Annotated in this window: 21 protein-coding genes; 14 read left to right on the top strand and 7 right to left on the bottom strand. The window is 68.4% G+C overall.

Annotation, left to right across the window (positions count from 1 at the left end; genetic code table 11):
• Window positions 1-17: 17 nt before the first annotated feature.
• Window positions 18-449 carry a DUF2550 domain-containing protein gene (locus BLR21_RS24755; protein ID WP_030480459.1) on the top strand — a complete coding sequence of 144 codons (432 nt, stop codon included), beginning with the start codon at window positions 18-20 and terminating at the stop codon, window positions 447-449.
• A gap of 397 nt (window positions 450-846) precedes the next feature.
• Here the strand turns inward: BLR21_RS24755 and BLR21_RS24750 are convergent, their stop codons facing one another.
• On the bottom strand, window positions 847-1,419 hold the full coding sequence (locus tag BLR21_RS24750) for a cob(I)yrinic acid a,c-diamide adenosyltransferase (RefSeq protein ID WP_030480460.1): 573 nt from the start codon (window positions 1,417-1,419) through the stop codon (window positions 847-849).
• A 35-nt stretch (window positions 1,420-1,454) separates the two neighbouring features.
• Between BLR21_RS24750 and murA the strand changes: the two genes are divergently transcribed.
• Window positions 1,455-2,720, top strand: coding sequence for a UDP-N-acetylglucosamine 1-carboxyvinyltransferase (gene murA / locus BLR21_RS24745; protein ID WP_090008737.1), 1,266 nt, complete (start codon window positions 1,455-1,457; stop codon window positions 2,718-2,720).
• Here murA and BLR21_RS24740 read toward each other — a convergent pair.
• A complete protein-coding gene (locus tag BLR21_RS24740; RefSeq protein WP_090008735.1) occupies window positions 2,710-2,997 on the bottom strand; it encodes a hypothetical protein in 288 nt (95 codons plus the stop codon). The two genes, murA and BLR21_RS24740, sit on opposite strands and share 11 nt — an antisense overlap.
• Before the next feature lie 103 nt (window positions 2,998-3,100).
• On the opposite strand from BLR21_RS24740, the gene BLR21_RS24735 reads away from it, so the two are divergent.
• Together BLR21_RS24735 and BLR21_RS24730 are read left to right on the top strand one after the other, a co-directional pair.
• Window positions 3,101-5,095, top strand: a complete 1,995-nt coding sequence (locus BLR21_RS24735) for a protein meaA (protein ID WP_090008733.1) — start codon at window positions 3,101-3,103, stop codon at window positions 5,093-5,095.
• Window positions 5,096-5,112: 17 nt separating this feature from the next.
• Window positions 5,113-5,871 (top strand): enoyl-CoA hydratase-related protein, encoded by a 759-nt coding sequence (locus BLR21_RS24730; protein WP_090008731.1) that lies wholly within the window; start codon window positions 5,113-5,115, stop codon window positions 5,869-5,871.
• Here the strand turns inward: BLR21_RS24730 and BLR21_RS24725 are convergent.
• Complete coding sequence (locus BLR21_RS24725; RefSeq protein WP_090008729.1) at window positions 5,786-6,640, bottom strand: helix-turn-helix transcriptional regulator; 855 nt, start codon at window positions 6,638-6,640, stop codon at window positions 5,786-5,788. The two genes, BLR21_RS24730 and BLR21_RS24725, sit on opposite strands and share 86 nt — an antisense overlap.
• A 102-nt stretch (window positions 6,641-6,742) precedes the next feature.
• Here BLR21_RS24725 and BLR21_RS24720 point away from each other — a divergent pair, with 102 nt between their 5' ends.
• Window positions 6,743-7,444: an SDR family oxidoreductase gene (locus BLR21_RS24720; protein ID WP_090008727.1), complete on the top strand. Its 702-nt coding sequence runs from the start codon at window positions 6,743-6,745 to the stop codon at window positions 7,442-7,444.
• On the opposite strand, the gene BLR21_RS24715 is transcribed toward BLR21_RS24720, so the two are convergent.
• Window positions 7,441-7,848 carry a hypothetical protein gene (locus BLR21_RS24715; protein WP_090008863.1) on the bottom strand — a complete coding sequence of 136 codons (408 nt, stop codon included), beginning with the start codon at window positions 7,846-7,848 and terminating at the stop codon, window positions 7,441-7,443. The two genes, BLR21_RS24720 and BLR21_RS24715, sit on opposite strands and share 4 nt — an antisense overlap.
• Window positions 7,845-8,423, bottom strand: coding sequence for a DJ-1/PfpI family protein (locus BLR21_RS24710; RefSeq protein ID WP_090008725.1), 579 nt, complete (start codon window positions 8,421-8,423; stop codon window positions 7,845-7,847). Before BLR21_RS24710 ends, BLR21_RS24715 begins: the two co-directional genes overlap by 4 nt.
• A gap of 106 nt (window positions 8,424-8,529) precedes the next feature.
• Here BLR21_RS24710 and BLR21_RS24705 point away from each other — a divergent pair, with 106 nt between their 5' ends.
• Window positions 8,530-9,456, top strand: a complete 927-nt coding sequence (locus BLR21_RS24705) for a GlxA family transcriptional regulator (protein WP_090008861.1) — start codon at window positions 8,530-8,532, stop codon at window positions 9,454-9,456.
• On the opposite strand, the gene BLR21_RS24700 is transcribed toward BLR21_RS24705, so the two are convergent.
• Window positions 9,453-9,989 (bottom strand): NUDIX domain-containing protein, encoded by a 537-nt coding sequence (locus BLR21_RS24700; RefSeq protein WP_030480471.1) that lies wholly within the window; start codon window positions 9,987-9,989, stop codon window positions 9,453-9,455. The two genes, BLR21_RS24705 and BLR21_RS24700, sit on opposite strands and share 4 nt — an antisense overlap.
• A 54-nt stretch (window positions 9,990-10,043) precedes the next feature.
• Between BLR21_RS24700 and nucS the strand changes: the two genes are divergently transcribed.
• The 5 genes from nucS (at window position 10,044) to BLR21_RS24675 (ending at window position 15,621) form a co-directional block, all read left to right on the top strand.
• On the top strand, window positions 10,044-10,703 hold the full coding sequence (gene nucS, locus BLR21_RS24695; RefSeq protein ID WP_030480472.1) for an endonuclease NucS: 660 nt from the start codon (window positions 10,044-10,046) through the stop codon (window positions 10,701-10,703).
• Window positions 10,704-10,847: 144 nt separating this feature from the next.
• Complete coding sequence (locus tag BLR21_RS24690) at window positions 10,848-12,539, top strand: sodium:solute symporter family protein (RefSeq protein ID WP_090008721.1); 1,692 nt, start codon at window positions 10,848-10,850, stop codon at window positions 12,537-12,539.
• A gap of 11 nt (window positions 12,540-12,550) precedes the next feature.
• The gene (locus BLR21_RS24685; RefSeq protein WP_090008719.1) at window positions 12,551-12,787 is read left to right on the top strand and encodes a hypothetical protein; all 237 of its coding nucleotides are present in this window, start codon (window positions 12,551-12,553) and stop codon (window positions 12,785-12,787) included.
• Window positions 12,788-13,014: 227 nt separating this feature from the next.
• Entirely contained in the window at window positions 13,015-14,028 is a 1,014-nt protein-coding gene (locus tag BLR21_RS24680; protein ID WP_143027860.1) for a hypothetical protein, read from the top strand.
• A gap of 87 nt (window positions 14,029-14,115) precedes the next feature.
• On the top strand, window positions 14,116-15,621 hold the full coding sequence (locus BLR21_RS24675) for an aldehyde dehydrogenase family protein (RefSeq protein ID WP_090008715.1): 1,506 nt from the start codon (window positions 14,116-14,118) through the stop codon (window positions 15,619-15,621).
• A gap of 22 nt (window positions 15,622-15,643) precedes the next feature.
• Here BLR21_RS24675 and BLR21_RS24670 read toward each other — a convergent pair whose 3' ends face one another.
• Window positions 15,644-16,636: an ABC transporter substrate-binding protein gene (locus BLR21_RS24670; protein ID WP_090008713.1), complete on the bottom strand. Its 993-nt coding sequence runs from the start codon at window positions 16,634-16,636 to the stop codon at window positions 15,644-15,646.
• Between the two features lie 144 nt (window positions 16,637-16,780).
• On the opposite strand from BLR21_RS24670, the gene dhaK reads away from it, so the two are divergent.
• Genes dhaK through dhaM form a run of 3 tightly spaced genes read left to right on the top strand, consistent with a single transcriptional unit; the run spans window position 16,781 to window position 19,105 of the window.
• A complete protein-coding gene (gene dhaK / locus BLR21_RS24665; RefSeq protein WP_090008711.1) occupies window positions 16,781-17,773 on the top strand; it encodes a dihydroxyacetone kinase subunit DhaK in 993 nt (330 codons plus the stop codon).
• 1 nt (window position 17,774) lies between these two features.
• A complete protein-coding gene (gene dhaL / locus BLR21_RS24660) occupies window positions 17,775-18,401 on the top strand; it encodes a dihydroxyacetone kinase subunit DhaL (protein WP_090008709.1) in 627 nt (208 codons plus the stop codon).
• Window positions 18,398-19,105, top strand: a complete 708-nt coding sequence (gene dhaM / locus BLR21_RS24655) for a dihydroxyacetone kinase phosphoryl donor subunit DhaM (protein ID WP_090008707.1) — start codon at window positions 18,398-18,400, stop codon at window positions 19,103-19,105. Before dhaL ends, dhaM begins: the two co-directional genes overlap by 4 nt.
• The last annotated feature ends 258 nt before the right edge of the window (window positions 19,106-19,363 follow it).

Here is a 19,363-nt window from a genome sequence, read left to right as displayed (position 1 = left end):
GGCACGAGGCCGCAGCCGTGGGGATCACCGAGAGTGCCGGCCTGATCCTTCTTGGGGTGGCGATCGTCATCACGTACTTCGCCTGGCGCCGCATCCGGCTGCTGCGTGAGGGTGGTGTGCACGTCGCCCTGCGCAGCCAGTTCGACGATCGTGGGCGTGGCTGGCACCTGGGCGTGGGGCACTACCGGGGCGACTCGTTCGCCTGGTTCCGGGTGCTGTCGCTCGGGTCCGGGCCGAACGAGCTGATCTCCCGGGACGGGCTCGAGATCGATGCCCGGCGGGAGCCGACCGGGCCTGAGGCCTACGCCATGCCGGTGGGCGCGATCGTGCTGCGGTGCCGGTCCGCCTCTGGTGAGGTCGAGATCGCCATGGGGCCGGATGCTCTTACCGGGTTCCTGTCCTGGCTCGAGTCTTCGCCGCCGGGGCGATCGATTCCCTGGGCTTCTTGAGATTGTGCGAACGACCCGTCGGGGGTTCCCGGCGGGTCGTTTTTGCGTGCGGGCGGGGTGGGTTGCGTTGGCGTGCGAGAGGTCGCCTTGCGAGGGTGGTCCGTCAGGTCGTGACGGAACTGCGCGGGGTTGCGATTGGGGCTTGACCTTGAGCCTCTGGCGGGATGCTTGACGGCCGGAACGGGCCGGGCTGAAAAGCGCCCGGCCGTGCCCGTGAGGGGAGCATCCCGCCCACTCAAGGTAAAGCCCCAATCGCCATGAGCGGACCCGAACCGCCACCCGGCGTCCAAGGTTCGGACGGCTCGCTTCGCATCGCCACGCCAGGACTCGTACGTGGTCGCCTTGCGTTGGCGGGCGTGCCGTGCGGGCGACACCGCCCGAGGGTTGCTTGCGTGCGTCAGGCGTTCTCGCCCGGCTGCCAGAGCACGTCGCCGTCCGGGTTGGCCACGCGAGCCAGGATGAACAGCAGGTCCGAGAGCCGGTTCAGGTACTTGGCCGTGAGGACGTTCGTGTGCTCGGCGTCCTCTTCGATCAGTGACCACGTGCGTCGTTCCGCGCGGCGGGCGATGGTGCGCGCCTGGTGCAGCAGGGCCGCTCCTGGCGTGCCCCCGTTCAGGATGAACGAGTCGAGTTTGCCCAGGCGTTCGTTGAACGTGTCGCAGTAGGTCTCCAGGCGGTCCACGTAGGCCTGGGTCACGCGCAGGGGTGGGTACTTCGGGTCCGGGGTGATCGGGGTGCAGAGGTCCGCTCCGACGTCGAAGAGGTCGTTCTGCACCTTGCGCACCACCTCGAAGACGTCTGGTGCCAGTTGGCCCAGCGCCAGGGCCACGCCGAGGGACGCGTTCGTTTCGTCCACGTCCGCGTAGGCCTCGATGCGTGGTGAGGTCTTGGGGACGCGGGAGAAGTCGCCGAGGCCGGTCGTACCGTCGTCGCCGACCCGCGTGTAGATCTTGGTGAGATGTACCGCCATGGCTGGCACTTTAGAGCCGTCCGTAGGATTGCCGCGTGAGCGAGCATTTCCGGGTACACGGTGGCGCAAGGCTGGTCGGCGATGTTGATGTCGTCGGCGCCAAGAACAGCGTGCTCAAGCTGATGGCCGCGGCCCTGCTGGCCGAGGGCACCACGACCATCACCAACTGCCCGGACATCCTCGACGTGCCGCTGATGGCGGACGCGCTGCGGAGTCTCGGGTGCGAGGTCGAGCTCGAAGGTGACGTGGCGAGGATCACCACGCCCGCCGAGTTGAGTCATCGGGCTGATTCCGAGGCGATGGGCAAGCTGCGCGCGAGCATCTGTGTGCTCGGGCCGCTGGTCGGGCGGTGCAAGCGCGCGGTCGTGGCGTTGCCCGGCGGTGACGCGATCGGTTCGCGGCCGTTGGACATGCACCAGAGCGGGCTCGAGAAGCTCGGTGCGCGGACGTGGATCGAGCACGGCTGCATCGTCGCCGAGGCCGAGGGGCTGCACGGCACGCAGATCTGGCTCGACTTCCCGAGCATGGGCGCGACCGAGAACATCCTGATGGCGGCCGTGCTGGCCACCGGGACGACGGTCATCGACAACGCCGCTCGTGAGCCCGAGATCGTCGACCTCTGCCTGATGCTCAACCAGATGGGCGCGAAGGTCGAGGGCGCCGGCACGTCCACCCTCACCGTCCACGGCGTGACCGAGCTCAAGCCGACCGAGCACCGGGTCATCGGTGACCGGATCGTGGGTGCGACCTGGGGTTTCGCCGCCGTCATGACGCGCGGGGACGTGCGGGTGCGCGGGGTGAACCCGCACCACCTCGACCTGGTGCTGGAGAAGCTGCGCATGGCGGGCGCCGAGGTCACCGTCTACGAGGGTGAGGACGAGGGGTTCCGCGTCGTCATGGAGGGGCGGCCCAAGGCCGTCGACTTCGTGACGCTGCCGTATCCCGGCTTCGCCACGGACAACCAGCCGTTCGCGATCGCGCTGTCCACGGTCTCCGAGGGCACCGCGATGATCACCGAGAACCTGTTCGAGTCACGGTTCCGGTTCATCGACGAGATGATCAGGCTCGGGGCCGACGCGCGCACGGACGGTCATCACGCCGTGATCCGCGGGATCGAGAAGCTGTCCAGCGCGCCGGTGTGGGCGTCGGATATCCGCGCTGGTGCGGGGCTCGTGCTCGCCGGTCTGTGTGCCGACGGTGCCACCGAGGTCTACGAGATCTTCCACATCGAGCGCGGTTACCCCGGGTTCGTGGAGAACCTCCGCAAGCTCGGGGCCGACGTGGAACGCGTCAGCTCCTGAGCACCAGCCGCGCGTTCGCGACGTCCGCCGGGAACACCATCACCCGGTAAGGCGCGTTTCGTGAGCGCGTGGCACGCACCCCGTTCTTCTTCAGCTTCTGCACGAGGACGTTCGCGGCCTCTTCGGTGGGCACGACAGCCACCTCGCTCAGCAACCCGAAGTCCGTGCCGTCCAGATCCGGCACGGGCCGTTTGTCGTTGCCCGCGAAGTACCTCAGCACCAGAGCCAGCAAGCCGAGAACCCCGAAGACGATCCCGGTCTGGTAGAAGCCCGTCACCTCTTCATCATGCTCCCAGTGGTCACGATTCAGTGAGCAATCGCACGCGCAGCAATGGTTACCGGCCAGTACCCTCCTGAGAACGACGATGTGGGAGGTTGCTGTGCCGTACCCAGCTGACCGTGAGCGCGACCGGCCCTGGGTGATGCGCACGTACGCGGGTCACTCGTCGGCCACCGCCTCCAACGAGCTCTACCGCCGGAACCTGTCGAAGGGCCAGACCGGGTTGTCGGTGGCGTTCGACCTGCCGACGCAGACCGGCTACGACCCCGACGACGAGCTCGCGAAGGGCGAGGTCGGCAAGGTCGGCGTGCCCATCAGCCACATCGGCGACATGCGGCAGCTCTTCGACCAGATCCCGCTCGCGAGTGCCAACACGTCGATGACGATCAACGCGACGGCCATGTGGCTGCTCGCCATGTACGTCACCGTGGCGGAGGAGCAGGGCGCGGACCCGTCGGCGCTCGCCGGCACGACGCAGAACGACATCATCAAGGAGTACCTGTCCCGCGGCACCTACGTGTTCCCGCCGGGACCGTCGCTTCGGCTGATCACCGACATGGTCGCGTGGACCGTGTCGAACGTGCCGAAGTGGAACCCGATCAACATCTGCAGCTACCACCTCCAGGAGGTCGGCGCGACGCCGGCGCAGGAGGTCGCGTACGCGATGTGCACGGCGATCGCCGTCCTCGACTCGGTGCGCGACTCCGGTCAGGTGCCGCAGGAGAAGTTCGGCGAGGTCGTCGCGCGCATCTCCTTCTTCGTGAACGCCGGTGTGCGGTTCATCGAAGAAATGTGCAAGATGCGCGCGTTCGCCCAGCTGTGGGACGAGATCACGCTGGAGCGTTACGGCGTCGAGAACCCGAAGCACCGCCGGTTCCGCTACGGCGTGCAGGTCAACTCCCTCGGTCTCACCGAGGCACAGCCGGAGAACAACGTCCAGCGCATCGTGCTGGAGATGCTCGCGGTCTCGTTGTCCCGCAACGCCCGTGCGCGCGCCATCCAGCTCCCCGCGTGGAACGAGGCACTCGGCCTGCCGCGCCCGTGGGACCAGCAGTGGGCGTTGCGCATGCAGCAGGTGCTCGCCTACGAGACGGACCTCCTGGAGTACGACGACATCTTCGACGGCTCACCGGTCATCGAGGCGAAGGTCGGCGAGATCCTGGCCGGTGCCCGCGAGGAGATCGACCGCGTGCAGGCGATGGGCGGCGCCGTCGCGGCCGTCGAGTCCGGCTACATGAAGTCGAACCTCGTGTCGTCACTGGCGGATCGCCGCCGCCGCGTCGAGGCGGGCGAGGACATCGTGGTGGGCGTCAACAAGTTCGACACGACCGAGCCGTCGCCGCTGCAGGCCGAGGGCGCGAACTCGATCGAGACCATCGACCCGGTCGCCGAGGCGCAGGCCGTCGAGGCGATCAGGCAGTGGCGCGCCAACCGCGACAACGCCGCGGTCGAGGCGTCCCTGGACGCCCTGCGTGAGGCCGCGAAGACCGACAGGAACCTCGTCGAGGTCACGCTGGCGTGCGCACGTGCCGGCGTGACGACTGGCGAGTGGTCGCAGGCGCTGCGGGAGACGTTCGGCGAATACCGTGCGCCGACAGGCGTTTCCGGTGCGTCGGCTTCCGGCGAGGCGGGCTCGGAGATCGCGCGCGTGCGTGAACGGGTGCGTTCGACCGGCGAGGAGATGGGCGAGCGCCTGCGCATGCTCGTCGGCAAGCCGGGTCTCGACGGCCACTCCAACGGCGCCGAGCAGGTCGCCGTGCGCGCCCGCGACGTCGGTTTCGAGGTCGTCTACCAGGGCATCCGCCTCACGCCGGCGCAGATTGTCGCGGCCGCCGTGCAGGAGGACGTGCACGTCGTGGGCCTCTCGATCCTCTCTGGCTCGCACCTGGAGGTCGTGCCCGCCGTGGTCGACGGCCTGCGCGCGGCCGGTGCCGGGGACATCCCGGTCATCGTCGGCGGCATCATCCCGCCGGACGACGCCGCCAAGCTGCGCGAGCGTGGCGTGGCGCGGGTGTTCACGCCCAAGGACTACGAGCTGACCGAGATCATGGACGAGATCGTCACCGTGATCCGAGAGGTGCGTTCTCTCTCGTAGGGCCTTAGTGTCGCGGAATGGTTGACGTTTCGCGGGACGGGTCCGTCGTCCGGATCACGATGAACCGTGCGGCCAAGCGCAACGCGCTGTCCGCCGAGCACCTCACGGAGCTGCTGGACGCGTTCCGTGAGGCACGCACGTCGGACGCGGCCGGCATCGTGCTGGCCGCCGACGGGCCTGTCTTCTCCGCCGGGCACGACTTCGCGGACGTGCACGCCCGTGACGAGGAAGGCGTGCGGCTGCTGCTGGAGCTGTGCACCGTGCTGATGAAGACGATCCAGTCCGTGCCGCAGGTGGTCATCGCCCGCGTGCAGGGGCTGGCGACGGCGGCCGGATGTCAGCTCGTGGCTTCGTGTGACCTCGCGGTCGCGGCGGACACGGCAGGGTTCTCCTTGCCGGGCGGCAAGGCCGGGTGGTTCTGCCACACGCCCGCGGTGCCGGTGGCGCGGTCGATCGGGCGCAAGCGGTTGATGGAGCTCGTGCTCACCGGCGACGTGATCGACGCGGCGACGGCGGTGGAGTGGGGGCTGATCAACCGCGCGGTGCCGGCGGACGAGTTGGACGCCGCCACGGACGAGCTGCTGGCGCGCGCCACGCGGGGGAGCAGGGCGTCGAAGGCGATCGGCAAGCGGACGATCTACGCGCAGCTGGACCGGCCCGAGATCGACGGGTACGAGATCGCGTTGTCCGTCATGGCCGAGACTTCGCAGTCCCCGTCAGCCAAAGAGGGACGTGCGTCGTTCCTGGAGAAGCGGCCGCCCGTGTGGCCCGACTAGTCGCGAGGAGCCTCAGCGCGTCCGCGTTCGGGCCCGGCTCCGCCTGGTAGATCACCAGGAACTGACCGGGCGCCTCGCGGATGTCGAACGAGTGGTAGTCCAGCTTCAGCGCGCCGACGGCCGGGTGCACGAACTCCTTGGCGTCCTGGGTCTTCCCGCGCACCTCGTGCTGCTCCCAGAGCTCGCGGAACGCGGCGCTCTCGCTCAGCGCGTCGACCATCTGCCGGAGGCGAGGGGACTTCGGATCGGCGGTCTGCCGCAGGTGGGCGACCGTGCTCTGGGCGACCCAGTTCCAGCGCGGGTAGAAGCTCGCGGCGGCCGGGTCGAGGAACGTCATCCTGGCCGCGTTGTCGGCAGGGGAGAACGGCTCGTAGAGGGCCTCGGCCAGCGCGTTCGCGGCGAGGATGTCGAGGACCGAGTTCATCACGAACGCGGGCATGTCGTGCAGGCCGCTGATGAGCCGCCGCAGTTCCGGGCTCACCACGTCGGGCGCGTAGCCCTCGTCGGCGACCACGCCGGCCAGGCGGTGCAGGTGGGCGCGGGCGTCCGAGTCGAGCTTCAGCGCGCGGCTCAGGGCGTCCAGGACCTGGGCCGACGGGTTGGTCTCGCGGCCCTGTTCGAGGCGCGCGTAGTAGTCCGCGCTCACGCCGGCGAGCACCGCGACCTCTTCGCGCCTGAGGCCCTTCACCTTGCGCTGGGTGTGCGACGGGAGGCCCGCGTCCTCTGGGTTGACGCGGGCGCGGTGGGCTTTCAGGAACTCTCCGAGCACGTCTGCGAGGTTATTACCCGCGGTGGCGGTCTGCCTGGGTGTGCCGCACCTAGGGAGAACGTGTCCTGGTGGGGGCAGCGCCGCGCGTTGATCGTTGTTGCCATGAGCGAAAAAGTTGTGGTGATCAGTGGAGCTTCCAGCGGCATCGGCGAGGCGACGGCCCGAGTCCTCGCCAAGGCCGGGCACCAGGTGTTCCTGGGTGCACGGCGGGAGGATCGGCTGGCAGCGCTGGCCGACGAGATCGGTGGTTCGTACGCGCCGCTGGACGTGACCTCCCGTGAGTCCTTCCAGTCCTTTGTGGATGCGGCGGTGCAGCGGTACGGGCGAGTCGACGTGCTGGTGAACAACGCGGGCGTGATGCCGTTGTCCCTCATGGGTTCGCTGAAGGTCGACGAGTGGGACCGCATGGTGGACGTGAACATCAAGGGCGTGCTGAACGGCATCGCTGCCGTGCTGCCCCGGTTCACGGGCGGCGGGCACGTCGTGAACGTCGCCTCGATCGGCGCACACATGGTCATGCCGACCGCCGCCGTGTACTGCGCGACGAAGTACGCGGTGTGGGCGATCTCCGAGGGCCTGCGCCAAGAGCGTGACGACCTGCGCGTCACCGTGATCTCGCCTGGCGTCACGGAGTCCGAGCTGGCGGACACCATCACGGAGGACTTCGCGGCGTCGCTGATGGAGGACTTCCGCAAGCTCGCGCTGCCGGCGTCCGCCATCGGTGACGCCATCGCCTACGCGATCTCGCAGCCCGCGGAGGTCGATGTCAACGAGATCGTCGTGCGCCCGGTGTCGCAGCGTTAGGCACCCGTCGTCGAGCCCGGCCGGAGGATCATCAGCACGGTCACGGTCGCCCACAACAGGTTGAAGACGCCTGTGTACATGGCCAGGTGCTTGATGTCCTTGGTCCTGAGGGCCTTCTCCTGGCCGGGAAGGATCTTCAGGGCGAGCACGAACGCGGCGGCGGTGGTGAGCGCGATCGACACGATCACCCACGGGTGGCCGGTCACGCCCATCACGCCGGCCGTCGCGAACCCGAAGACCGGCACCGAGATGCCGATGAGCGCGTAGACACGGCAGATCCGGTGCAGGAGTTCGGGATTGCCGGCCGTGGTCACGGCCTTCGGGAACATGCTGGCGGCGACGGTGACCGGGCCGATCGCGATGATGGCGGCCAGGACGTGCAGCGAGAGGAAGAACTTGCTCACGCCGCACTCCACACCGTGCCGCGGCGTTCGTGGGCGAACAACTCCTCGACCTTCAGGGCTCGCTGGGCGCCGACCTCGCGTTCGACGAGGTAGAGGCCGAGGTCGACGCCGGACGTGACACCGGCGGCGGTGACCAGGTCGCCGTCGTCGACGATGCGGGCGCGCACGGCGTTCACCCCCATCGACTCCAGCGCGTGCAGGCCGAGGTGGTTCGTGGTGGCGTTCCGGCCTTTGATCAGGCCGGCGATGCCCAGCAGGAGCGATCCTCCGCACACGGTGGCGATGATCGCTTTCGAGTCTGCGAGCACCGGTGCGAGTGTGGCCGCCGCCGCGCTGAGCAGGGCGAACGTCTCGTCCTCGTGCGTGGCCGCGGCGCCGGGAACCACGATGATGCCGGCGCCGGGGTCGAGCCGGGCGGTTGCCTTGAGGGACAGCAGGCTGAGCCCGGCGGGGACCTCGCGTGGTCCCTCCGCCGTCACCAGTTCGGCCGGGATTCCGCCTGCGGTCAGCGTCTCGTACGGGCCGATCACGTCCAACGGGTCGAAGCCGTCGAACAACACCACTTGGGCTCTCACTGCGTCTCCTCGCGTCGGTGATCAGAACCGTAGGAGCGGGAGGCCGTGGTGAGAACTGGCTGGAATGCCATGTTCCAACGGATTCTCGCCAGCTACGGTGGTGGACGTGCACGAGGTGGCAGTGGTAGCGATGGACAGCGTCGTCCCGTTCGACTTCGCGACACCGGTCGACGCGTTCAACTGGGTCGGGCGGTACCGCGTGCGGGTCTGCGGTCCGAAGAGGACTGTCGACGCGGGCTGCTTCGAAATCAAGATCCCGCACGGCTTGGAGTTGTTGTCCGAAGTGGACACGATCGTTCTGCCAGGCCACGATCCGGACCTGGTCGTCCCGAAGCCGTTGATCGACGGGTTGCGGCAGGCCGCGGCGAGGGGTGTGCGGATCGCGTCGATCTGCACGGGGGCGTTCGTGTTCGCGGCGACCGGTCTGCTCGACGGGCTGCGGGTGACGACGCACTGGCTGGGAGCGGAGGAGCTGGCGGCGCGGTTTCCGGCGCTGGAGGTCGACCCGGACGTGCTGTACGTCGACAACGGGCAGTTCCTGACGTCCGCGGGTGCCGCGGCGGGGCTGGACCTGTGCCTGCACATGATCCGGCGCGATCACGGGTCAGCGGTGGCGGCCGATGCCGCGCGGTTCGCCGTGATGCCCCTTGAGAGAGAAGGCGGGCAGGCGCAGTTCATCGTGACACCGCCCGTGACGCCTCAAGGAGCCGAGCTGGAACCCGTGCTGCGGTGGATGGAGGCCAACGCGTCGCTCGACCTGACGCTGGAGGACCTGGCGAAGCAGGCGGGCATGAGCACGCGGACGTTGAACCGGCGCTTTCGTGAGCAGACGGGCACGACGCCGCTCCAGTGGCTGCACCGCGCGCGGGTCCGCCAGGCGCAGCACCTGCTGGAGACGACCAGGGACCCGGTGGAGCTGATCGCGAGCCGCGTGGGCTTCGGATCGGCCACGGCGTTCCGTGACAGGTTCAAGCGGATCGCCGGGACGTCACCGCAGAGCTACCGGGCTGCCTTTCAAGGCTGCCAGAACTAGGGCTGGGAGTGTTCGTGCAGCAGGAGAAGCGTGTAGGCGGCGATGGACTGGGCGTCGCTGATCTCACCCTTGGAGACCATCGACTCGAAGTCGGCGCGCGGGAACCACGCTGACCGCATGTCCTGCTCCTCGTGCTCCCGCTCGTGAAAGCCCTCGGACAGGTCGGTAGCGAGGAACACGCGGCCGCGCTGCGACGACATGCCGGGCGCGACGTCGAGCACGCCGAGCTCGATCATCCGGCCGGCGCGCAGCCCCGTCTCCTCGCGGAGCTCGCGGCGGGCCAGCTCCAGCGGCCCGGAGTCGGCGCGGTCCGGCGCCGTGCCCTGCGGGAACTCCCAGCGGCGCAGGCCGATCGGATACCGGAACTGCTCGACGAGCCGCACGCGTTCGCCGTCGAGCGGGATGATCAGCGCGAAGTCGGGCTTGTCGACCACGCCGTAGATGCCACTCGAACCGTCCGCGCGCTTGATCTCGTCCTCGCGAACGGTCATCCACGGGTTTGCGTACACCTGACGGGTGCCGAGGCTTTCCACGGCACGGACCGTACCTAACGTCCGGTTGTTGGACACACCCCGTAGCCTGTCGCGGTGCGTCTCGTCATCGCTCGCTGCAAGGTCGACTACGTAGGCCGGCTCACCGCCCATCTGCCGATGGCTCAGCGCTTGCTGCTGATCAAGGCAGACGGTTCGGTGTCGATCCACTCCGACGACCGCGCGTACAAGCCGTTGAACTGGATGAGCCCGCCCTGCTGGCTGATCGAGGACCCGGACATCTGGACGGTGCAGAACAAGGCGGGGGAGAAGCTGATCATCACCCTCGAAGAGGTCATGCACGACTCCAAGCACGAGCTCGGCCCGGAGCCCGGCCTGCAGAAGGACGGCGTCGAAGCCGACCTGCAGAAGCTCCTCGCCGAGCACGTCACGACGCTGGGCGACGGCTGGTCCCTGGTGCGCCGTGAGTTCCCGACCCCGATCGGCCCGGTCGACCTGATGTGCCGCAACGCCTCCGGTGGTTCGGTGGCCGTCGAGATCAAGCGGCGTGGCGAGATCGACGGTGTCGAGCAGCTGACCAGGTACCTGGAGCTGCTCAACCGCGATCCGCTGCTCGCTCCGGTGCAGGGTGTGTTCGCGGCGCAGCAGATCAAGCCGCAGGCGCGGGTGCTGGCCGAGGACCGCGGGATCCGGTGCGTGGTGCTGGACTACGACGCGTTGCGCGGGATCGAGCCGGACGAGTTCCGCCTGTTCTGACCGCACTGCCTGGCTTCCAGCAAGCACCCCGTTCCAGGTCATGGTTTCGTGATCATGTACACGGGGTAAGAACCGATCCACCTGGAGTAATGTCCCCTCCTGGTCGGTGATGTTCGACTTTGTTGGAATCTTGGGAGGTGGGCGGTGTCGGTGTTGGCCGAGGCGGACCTGCGGCTTGACGCGGGACCGATCGACTACGCGTTGCTCGTCATCTACTTCGTGGTGGTTCTCGGCATCGGCGTGATGGCACGACGATCCGTCTCCTCCAGCCTCGACTTCCTGCTGTCCGGGCGAGCGCTGCCGGCGTGGGTCACCGGGCTCGCGTTCATCTCGGCGAACCTCGGCGCGCTCGAGCTGATGGGCATGACGGCGAACGGCGCGCAGTACGGCATGGCGACCGTGCACTACTACTGGATCGGCGCCATCCCCGCGATGGTGTTCCTCGGTCTGGTGATGATGCCGTTCTACTACGGCTCGAAAGTGCGCAGTGTCCCCGAGTTCATGCTCCGCCGGTTCGGCAAACCGGCCCACCTGGTCAACGCGATCAGCTTCGCCGTCGCGCAGATCCTGATCGCGGGCATCAACCTGTTCGCGCTCGCGGTGATCATCGACGCGCTGCTCGGGTGGCCGCTGCCGGTGTCCATCTGCGTCGCGGCGCTGGTGGTGCTCGCGTACACGGCGCTCGGCGGCCTGAGTGCGGCCATCTACAACGAGGTGCTGCAGTTCTTCGTCATCGTGGCCGCCTTGGCGCCGTTGACGATCGTCGGCCTGATCAAGGTCGGCGGCTGGCAGGGGATCGTCGAGAAGGTGACCGACCAGGAGCAGCTGTCCGCCTGGCCCGCGACCGAACTCACCGGCATCGACCATCCGGTGTGGAGTGTCATCGGTCTGGTGTTCGGTCTCGGCTTCGTGCTGTCGTTCGGCTACTGGACGACGAACTTCGCCGAGGTGCAGCGCGCGATGAGCGCGAAGTCGATGTCCGCGGCCAAGCGCACGCCGATCATCGGCGCGTACCCGAAGGCGTTGATCCCGGCGATCATCATCATCCCCGGCATCATCGCCGCGCTGATCGTGCCGGAGATGGCCCAGCTCAAGGCCGGTGACACCAGCAGCGGCGTGGCCTACAACGACGTGCTGCCGCTGCTGATGCGCGACCTGCTGCCCAACGGCATCCTCGGCATCGCGATCACGGGTCTGCTGGCGAGCTTCATGGCCGGTGTGGCGGCGAACGTCAGCTCGTTCAACACCGTCTTCACGTACGACCTGTGGCAGGACTACATCAAGAAGGACAAGCCGGACGAGTACTACCTGCGTATCGGACGTCTCGCCACGGTCGGTGCGTGTGTCCTGGCGATCGGCACGGCGTTCATCGCGGCGGCGCTCGGCGGGTCCAACATCATGGACTACATCCAGGCGTTGTTCTCGTTCTTCAACGCGCCGCTGTTCGCGACGTTCATCCTCGGCATGTTCTGGAAGCGGATGACGCCGACCGCCGGTTGGGTCGGTCTGCTCGCGGGCACGTTCACCGCGATCTTCATCTACGTGATCTCGGAGCCGTCGTTCGGCATCGAGCTGCTGGAACTGCCCGGTCAGGGCGCGAGCTTCCTCGGCGCGGGTCTCGCGTTCGCGGTCGACATCGTCGTGAGCGTCGCGGTCACCATGGTCACGAGGCCCAAGCCGGACAGCGAGCTCGTCGGGCTGGTCTACAGCCTCACGCCCAAGAAGGACAGGGCGCACTCCACCACCGGTGAGGACGCGGGCTGGTACCGCTCGCCCGCCCTGCTGGGTGGCGGAGTGCTGGCCCTGACGACCGTTCTCTACTTCATCTTCGGCTGAGGGAGGCTGCCATGAGGTTGTTCGACCTGCGACTGATCATCGCTTTCCTCTTCGGCCTGTACGGCGTCGTACTGGTCGTCATCGGGTTCGGGTTCACGACCGACGAGGACCTGGCCAAAGCTCAGGGGGTCAACATCAACCTGTGGGCCGGCGTCGCCATGGTGGCGCTGGCGGCGCTGTTCGCCGCGTGGGCGCTGCTGCGCCCCCAGTTCGCGGACCCGGACAAGCAGCCGCTCAAGGAGCTATGACTGGGGACGACCAGGGTAGACAGGGTTGAAGGCCTCGATCGTCCACACGTCGAGCCGTTTGAATGCGCGGCGAATTCGGTTTCGCACGTTTCTCCTTCTCTCGGGGTCTTCACCCGGTACAGCGCGTTGATCTTCTGAATCGTTCCCGTAGCTGTGGGTGACATGTGCCACGGAGTAACTCGGGGTACCGCCCACGAAGGCGCGCGAAGGTCGCTACCGTGCACGTCGTGCCTCGTTTTCGTGCCACCGCTGTGGTCGCCGCCGCCGCGCTGCTGATGGCCGGCTGTGCGACCGGCCCGGGTCTTGCCAAGACCAACTCGCCGCGCCGCACCGTGCAGGCGGGTGCGGACACGACGACGTCGACCGACCCGTCGGTCAAGCAGTCCGCGCAGCCGGGCAAACCGGTCGATCCGGCGTTCGCGCCCGAGCGCCTGCGGCTGATCAACCCGTGCGCGCTGATCGAGAAGGAACTGCTGCAGACGGTCGGCACGCCGTCGAGGTACTCGAGCAGCTCCTACACGCGCTGCGCCAACTACATGAAGGACAAGGCCGGCAAGACGCTCAACATCACGCTGGACATCGGCTACTCGCTGACGTCCACCGAGCTGAAGAAGGCGACCAAGCAGATCGCCGGCCTCAGGAGCGGTGAGCAGAAGCTGAGCAACACCTCGTGCTTCATCTCGGCAGTGACGCAGGAGAGCCCGGCACAGGCCGTGCGGCTGCAGGTGAACACCGGCACCGGCGGCAGTGAGGCGTGCGAGCCGGGGCGCAAGGTGCTCGAAGGCGTCGTGCGCAAGCTCAGGGGCAACCCGCAGAAGTACAGCCCGCCGAAGGGCTCGCCGGTCGAGGTCGACCCGTGCGCGATCGTGGAGAAGTCGACGCTCGCGCCGGTGCTCGGTGCCTCGCCGCGGGCGCTGCCGTACGGTCTGCACCAGTGCTCGTGGACGGGACAGAGCGCGCAGATGCAGATCGAGTTCAAGACGGCGCGCATCCCGAAGGACGGCAAGTTCGACAGCAGGTCCGTCGAGACCGATCTCGGTGGCGGGCTGAAGGGTTACCAGTCGTTCAGGGACGGCGCGTTCCCCACGTGCGAGCTGGTGCTGATCCGCACGAGGGATCAGGACGACGCGGGTGAGATCGTGGAGTTCATCGTCGCGGCCTCGAAGGAGAAGGAACTGGATCGCTGCCAGGCGGCGCAGGCGTTCGCCAAGGCGGTTCTTCCCCTGCTGCCCCAGGCCTGACCGTCCCGTGCGGGACCAGGCGGGGGCTGAAAGTTCTCCGAGCACGCGTTAGGGTCGAGGTTACTGGCGAGTACCGGAGGAGCTCTCATGACGCAGACCGCTTCGGACAGCGCGCTGTCGGCCGATGGCGAGCAGCGGCGGTTCGCCTCGCTGGACCCGCGCACGGGTGAGGTCGTCGCGCACCACCCGATCCACACGGCCGCCGAGGTCGAGGACGCGGTGTCCTCGGCGCGCGAGGCCGCCGCGTGGTGGGCGGGTCTCGGCTTCGAGGGCCGCAAGACCAAGCTCGACGCGTGGCGCAGGATCCTCTCGCAGCGCTCGGACGAGTTCATCGCGTTGATCAGCTCGGAGACGGGCAAGCCCGCGGACGACTCCCGCGTCGAGGTCGCGCTGGTGATGGATCACCTGCACTGGGCCTCGCGGCACGCCGGTCGTGTGCTGGGCAAGCGCCGCGTGTCCTCGGGCATGCTGATGTTCAACCACAGCGCGACGCTGGAGTACCGGCCGTTGGGCGTCATCGGCGTCATCGGGCCGTGGAACTACCCCGCGCACACGCCCATGGGTTCTATCTCGTACGCACTTTCCGCGGGCAACACCGTGGTGTTCAAGCCGTCGGAGTTCACCCCGGGCGTCGGCACGTTCCTCGCGTCGACGTTCACCGAGGCCGTACCGGAGTATCCGGTGTTCCAGGTCGTCACGGGCTTCGGCGAGACGGGTGCGGCACTGGTCGCCTCGGGTGTCGACAAGATCGCGTTCACGGGTTCCACCCGGACCGGCAAGAAGGTCATGGCCGCGGCCGCGGCGTCGCTGACGCCGGTGCTGGTCGAGTGCGGTGGCAAGGACGCGCTGATCGTCGACTCGGACGCCGACCTGACCGCTGCCGCCGAGGCCGCGATCTGGGGCGCGGTGTCCAACGCCGGCCAGACCTGTGCGGGCGTGGAACGGATCTACGTGGCCGAGGAGGTCGCCGACGAGTTCACCGAGATCGTGGTGAAGCGGGCGGCGAAGCTCAAGCCGGGAGGCGAGCCGAACGCGAACCTCGGGCCGATCACGATGCCGTCGCAGGTGGAGATCATCCGCGAGCACGTGCAGGACGCGCTGGATCGAGGCGGCAAGGCCCTGGTGGGCGGGCCGGACTCGATCAGGCCGCCATACGTCGAGCCGGTGGTGCTGGTCGACGTGCCGGAGGACTCGCTGGCGGTCACGGAGGAGACCTTCGGGCCGACCGTGGTGATCAACCGGGTGCCGAACGCGCTGGAGGGCGTGCGGCTCGCGAACCAGTCGAAGTACGGGCTGGGCGCCGCCGTGTTCTCGAAGTCGCGTGGCGAGGAGCTGGCCGCCGAGCTGCGGGTCGGGATGGTGTCGGTCAACTCCGTGCTGACCTACGCGGCGATTCCGGGGCTGCCGTTCGGTGGCGTCGGCGACTCCGGGTTCGGGCGCATCCACGGTGACGACGGGCTGCGCGAGTTCGCCTACGCCAAGGCCGTGACGAAGCTGAAGTTCAAGTCGCTGATCAACATGGCGACGTTCGACAGGTCGTCCATGGCGGGCAAGCAGATGCTGCGCCTCGCGCGGACGCTCTTCGGTCGCTGAGGCACAGCATCTGCTCGGTCTCTCAGACGCCGAGCTGCTTCTTGATGTCGTCCAGGACGACGTCCGCGGCGAGCACGCCGAGGCCGAGGAAGTAGGTCTCGTCGAGGACCGGCTTGGCCTTGCCCGCCTTGACGGCGTTCAGGCCGCTCCACAACGGGCCGCCGACGACGTCGCCCGTCGCGGTCTTGGCCGGGTCGCCGTAGGTGGAGTAGAGGATGAAGTCACCGTCGGCCTTGCCGATCTCCTCCGCGCTGACCTCGGCGGCCAGTTCGTCGACCTGGGACGGGGTCGGCTGGCCGATCTTGGCGTCGATCAGGATCGTGCCGATGAACGACTTCTTGGCGTAGAGGCGGATGCGGCCCGGAAGGAAGCGCAGCGCCGTCACCGTCGGGCGCACGCCGAGCTTCTTCTCGATGGCGTCACCGGTCTCGACGGCCTTGGTCGTGTAGTCCTCGAGCATCTTCGCGGCGTCGGCCTGACGGTCGAGCGCGGCGGCGTTGAGCAGGAAGTTCTCCTTCCACACGTAGCCGGGGCGCACGCTGAACACCGTCGGGGCGATCGCCGAGAGCTTCGGGTAGAGGGCCTCCGCGCGCAGCTGCGAGCCCAGGATGAGGTCCGGGTTCAGCTTGGTGATCGCTTCGAGGTTGATGTTGTTGATCGTGCCGACGTTCTCCGGCGTGCCGCCCTTGTCGCCGACGTAGGACGGCATGGTGGGCGAGCCGTCGGTGTAGGCGATGCCGACCGGCTTGATGCCCAGTGCGACGACGTTGTCGAGCTCGCCGGTGTCGAGCACGATCACCCGTTCGGGTTTCTTCTCGAGCTGGGTCTCGCCCATCGCGTGCTTGATCGTGCGGGGGAACTCGCCGGGCTTCTGCTGCGTGCCGAAACCGTTGCTCAGCTCGACGGCCTTGCCGAAGTCCTCGCCACCTTGGGCGACGGTCGGCGTGTCCGGTGTGCTGGAGCAGGCGGTCAGGGTCAGGACGGCTGCTACGAGCAGCGCTGCTCTCTTGGGCACGGCGTTGTTCCTCCACTACGGAACGTGATGTTGACCTGCGTTTGTTAGGGCGGCCTAACGGTACGCGGGTCCTTTGCTGGTTCCGAGTGTCAGACCCCCGGAGTAAGAAGGAACACGGCACCGACTCCTCGGGAGGGCTGTTCGATGAAGAAGATCATCAATGATCCGGAAACCGTGGTGCAGGACGCACTGCGGGGCATGCAGGCAGCCCACTCCGACCTGCTGACCGTGCACTACGACCCAGCCGTCGTGGTGCGCGCGGACGCGCCGGTGCGGGGCAAGGTCGCGATCATCTCGGGTGGAGGGTCGGGCCACGAACCGTTGCACGGCGGGTTCGTCGGGCGGGGCATGCTCGACGCGGCCTGTCCGGGCCCGGTGTTCACGTCGCCGACGTCGGACCAGGTGGTCGACGCCGTGTCGCGGACGGACGGTGGCGCGGGCGCGTTGCTGATCGTGAAGAACTACACGGGCGACGTGCTGAACTTCGAGATGGCCGCCGAGCTCGCGGAGTCCGAGGTCAGGTCGGTCGTGATCGACGACGACGTGGCGGTGAAGGACTCGCTGTTCACGGCGGGGCGTCGCGGCGTCGGCGGCACGGTGCTGCTGGAGAAGATCGTGGGCGCGGCGGCCGAGCGCGGTGCCGATCTGGCTGCCTGTGAGGCGCTGTCGTTACGGGTGATCGCGTCGGTGCGGTCGATGGGCCTCGCGCTCACCGCGTGCACGGTGCCGCACGTGGGTTCGCCGTCGTTCGAGCTGGCCGACGACGAGATGGAGATCGGCATCGGCATCCACGGCGAACCGGGCCGGCAGAAGGTGCCCGCCGGTACCGCCGCGGAGATGGTCTCGGCGTTGCTCGACCCGATCCTGGAAGACCTGCCGTTCGCGTCGGGTGACCGGGTGCTGCTCTTCACGAACGGGATGGGCGGGACACCTCTGCTCGAGCTCTACTTGGCACACGGCATCGCGGAACAGCTGCTGGCGGATCGGGGGATCACGGTGGAACGCAGGCTGGTCGGCCCGTACATCACGAGCCTGGAGATGCAGGGCATGAGTCTCACGCTGCTCCGCCTCGACGACGAGATGGTCGAGCTGTGGGACGCGCCGGTCCACACGCCCGCACTGCGGTGGGGAGTCTGAGGTGGGCTGCACGGCAGCGGACGTCGTGGCGGCCCTGCGAGCTGCGGCGGCCGTCGTCCAGGAGCACCGCGACGAGCTGGTGCGCCTGGACCAGGCGATCGGCGACGCCGACCACGGCGAGAACATGAAGCGCGGCTTCACCGCCGTGCTGTCCCGTTTGGACACCGAGCCACCCGACACACCCGGCAAGGTGCTGAAGCTGGTCGCCACTACGTTGATCTCGACGGTCGGCGGCGCGGCGGGCCCGTTGTACGGCACCGCTTTCCTGCGCGCGTCAGCCGCGGTGGGTGACGCGGCCGAGCTGGACCGCGACACGGTGGCCCGAGCCCTGCAGGCCGCGCTCGACGGCGTGTTCGCGCGCGGCAAGGCCGTGGTGGGCGACAAGACGATGGTCGACGCCCTGACCCCGGCCGTGACCGCCGCGGCGAGCGCCGAAGGCACGGTGGCCGCCACCCTCTCCGCAGCAGCCGACGCAGCGGAAGAAGGCGCTTCCTCGACCGTGCCCATGGTGGCGCGCAAGGGCCGCGCCTCCTACCTCGGCGAGCGCAGCGCCGGCCACATGGATCCGGGCGCGAGGTCGACGGCGTTGCTGCTGCGCGCCTTCGCAGACGCGGCGGCCAAGTCATGACGGCGGCAGCCTCGGCGAGCCGAGTGGGCCTGGTGGTCGTCTCGCACAGCGACATGCTGGCCAACGGCGTAGCGGAACTGGCCACCCAGATGGCCCCGGACGTCACGGTGCTCCCCGTAGGCGGCACCGAGGAAGGAGGCCTGGGCACCGACTACGGCGCGGTGGTCGAAGCCCTGGCCGACGCAGATTCGGGCGCGGGCGTGGTCGTGCTCTACGACCTGGGCAGCGCCAAGATGACGGCGGAGATGGCCGTCGAATCAGCGGACGACCCTTCCCTCTACAAGGTGGTGGACGCCCCCTTGGTGGAAGGCGCGGTGGCGGCAGCCGTAGCCGCCCAGGGAGGCGCCCCACTGCCCGACGTGGCAAGCGCCGCCGAGGGCGCCGCGGGCGAGGCCCCGGTGTCCACGCCCACCCGTCCAACACTGCACCTGGTGCCGGACGCCGTGTCGGCAGAGGTGCTGCTGACCAACGAGGTGGGCCTCCACGCCCGCCCGGCAGCCCTGCTCGCCCGCACCGTCGCAGAACTAGACGCCGACGTGGTGGTCCGCTACGGCGACCAGGAGGCGAACGCGGCAAGCGTGCTGGCCCTGATGGGCCTGAGCGCGCCAGGCGGCAAGTCGATCACCGTGGTGGCCACGGGCAAGGACGCGGGGGAGGCGGTACGACGCATCGAGGAACTGGCGGAGAGGGGTTTCGACGACTGACGTCGGTCGCTGGTCGCCGGCGTGACGGTCGGGCTGCGCGGTAGCCGGTGGCCTGGCGGTAGTCGGTCGCCTGGCGATCGGGCTGCGCGGCAACCGTTGGCCCACCTGCCACAGGCGACTACCGCTAGCTGGCCGGCGCGGGCTTACTCGCCACATCCGGCACCGTGATCCGGCCACCTCAGATCGCGCCAGGCCACCTCAGCCTGTCGCGCGATCCAGCCTTGCCGAGCCCAAACTCCCCGAGGTCACGGCAGCGGA

The sequence above is a fragment of the Lentzea albidocapillata subsp. violacea genome (assembly GCF_900100275.1).
Classification (GTDB): Bacteria; Actinomycetota; Actinomycetes; order Mycobacteriales; family Pseudonocardiaceae; genus Lentzea; species Lentzea violacea.
This window is presented reverse-complemented; position numbering and strand designations above follow the sequence as displayed.

What these genes read in the sequence shown, in the direction of transcription:
- BLR21_RS24730 (WP_090008731.1), top strand. Translation starts at nt 5,113, where the DNA reads ATGGTTGACGTTTCGCGGGACGGGTCCGTCGTCCGGATCACGATGAAC.
- BLR21_RS24720 (WP_090008727.1), top strand. Translation starts at nt 6,743, where the DNA reads ATGAGCGAAAAAGTTGTGGTGATCAGTGGAGCTTCCAGCGGCATCGGC.
- BLR21_RS24675 (WP_090008715.1), top strand. Translation starts at nt 14,116, where the DNA reads ATGACGCAGACCGCTTCGGACAGCGCGCTGTCGGCCGATGGCGAGCAG.
- BLR21_RS24750 (WP_030480460.1), bottom strand. Translation starts at nt 1,419, where the DNA reads ATGGCGGTACATCTCACCAAGATCTACACGCGGGTCGGCGACGACGGT.
- dhaK (WP_090008711.1), top strand. Translation starts at nt 16,781, where the DNA reads ATGAAGAAGATCATCAATGATCCGGAAACCGTGGTGCAGGACGCACTG.
- dhaM (WP_090008707.1), top strand. Translation starts at nt 18,398, where the DNA reads ATGACGGCGGCAGCCTCGGCGAGCCGAGTGGGCCTGGTGGTCGTCTCG.
- BLR21_RS24685 (WP_090008719.1), top strand. Translation starts at nt 12,551, where the DNA reads ATGAGGTTGTTCGACCTGCGACTGATCATCGCTTTCCTCTTCGGCCTG.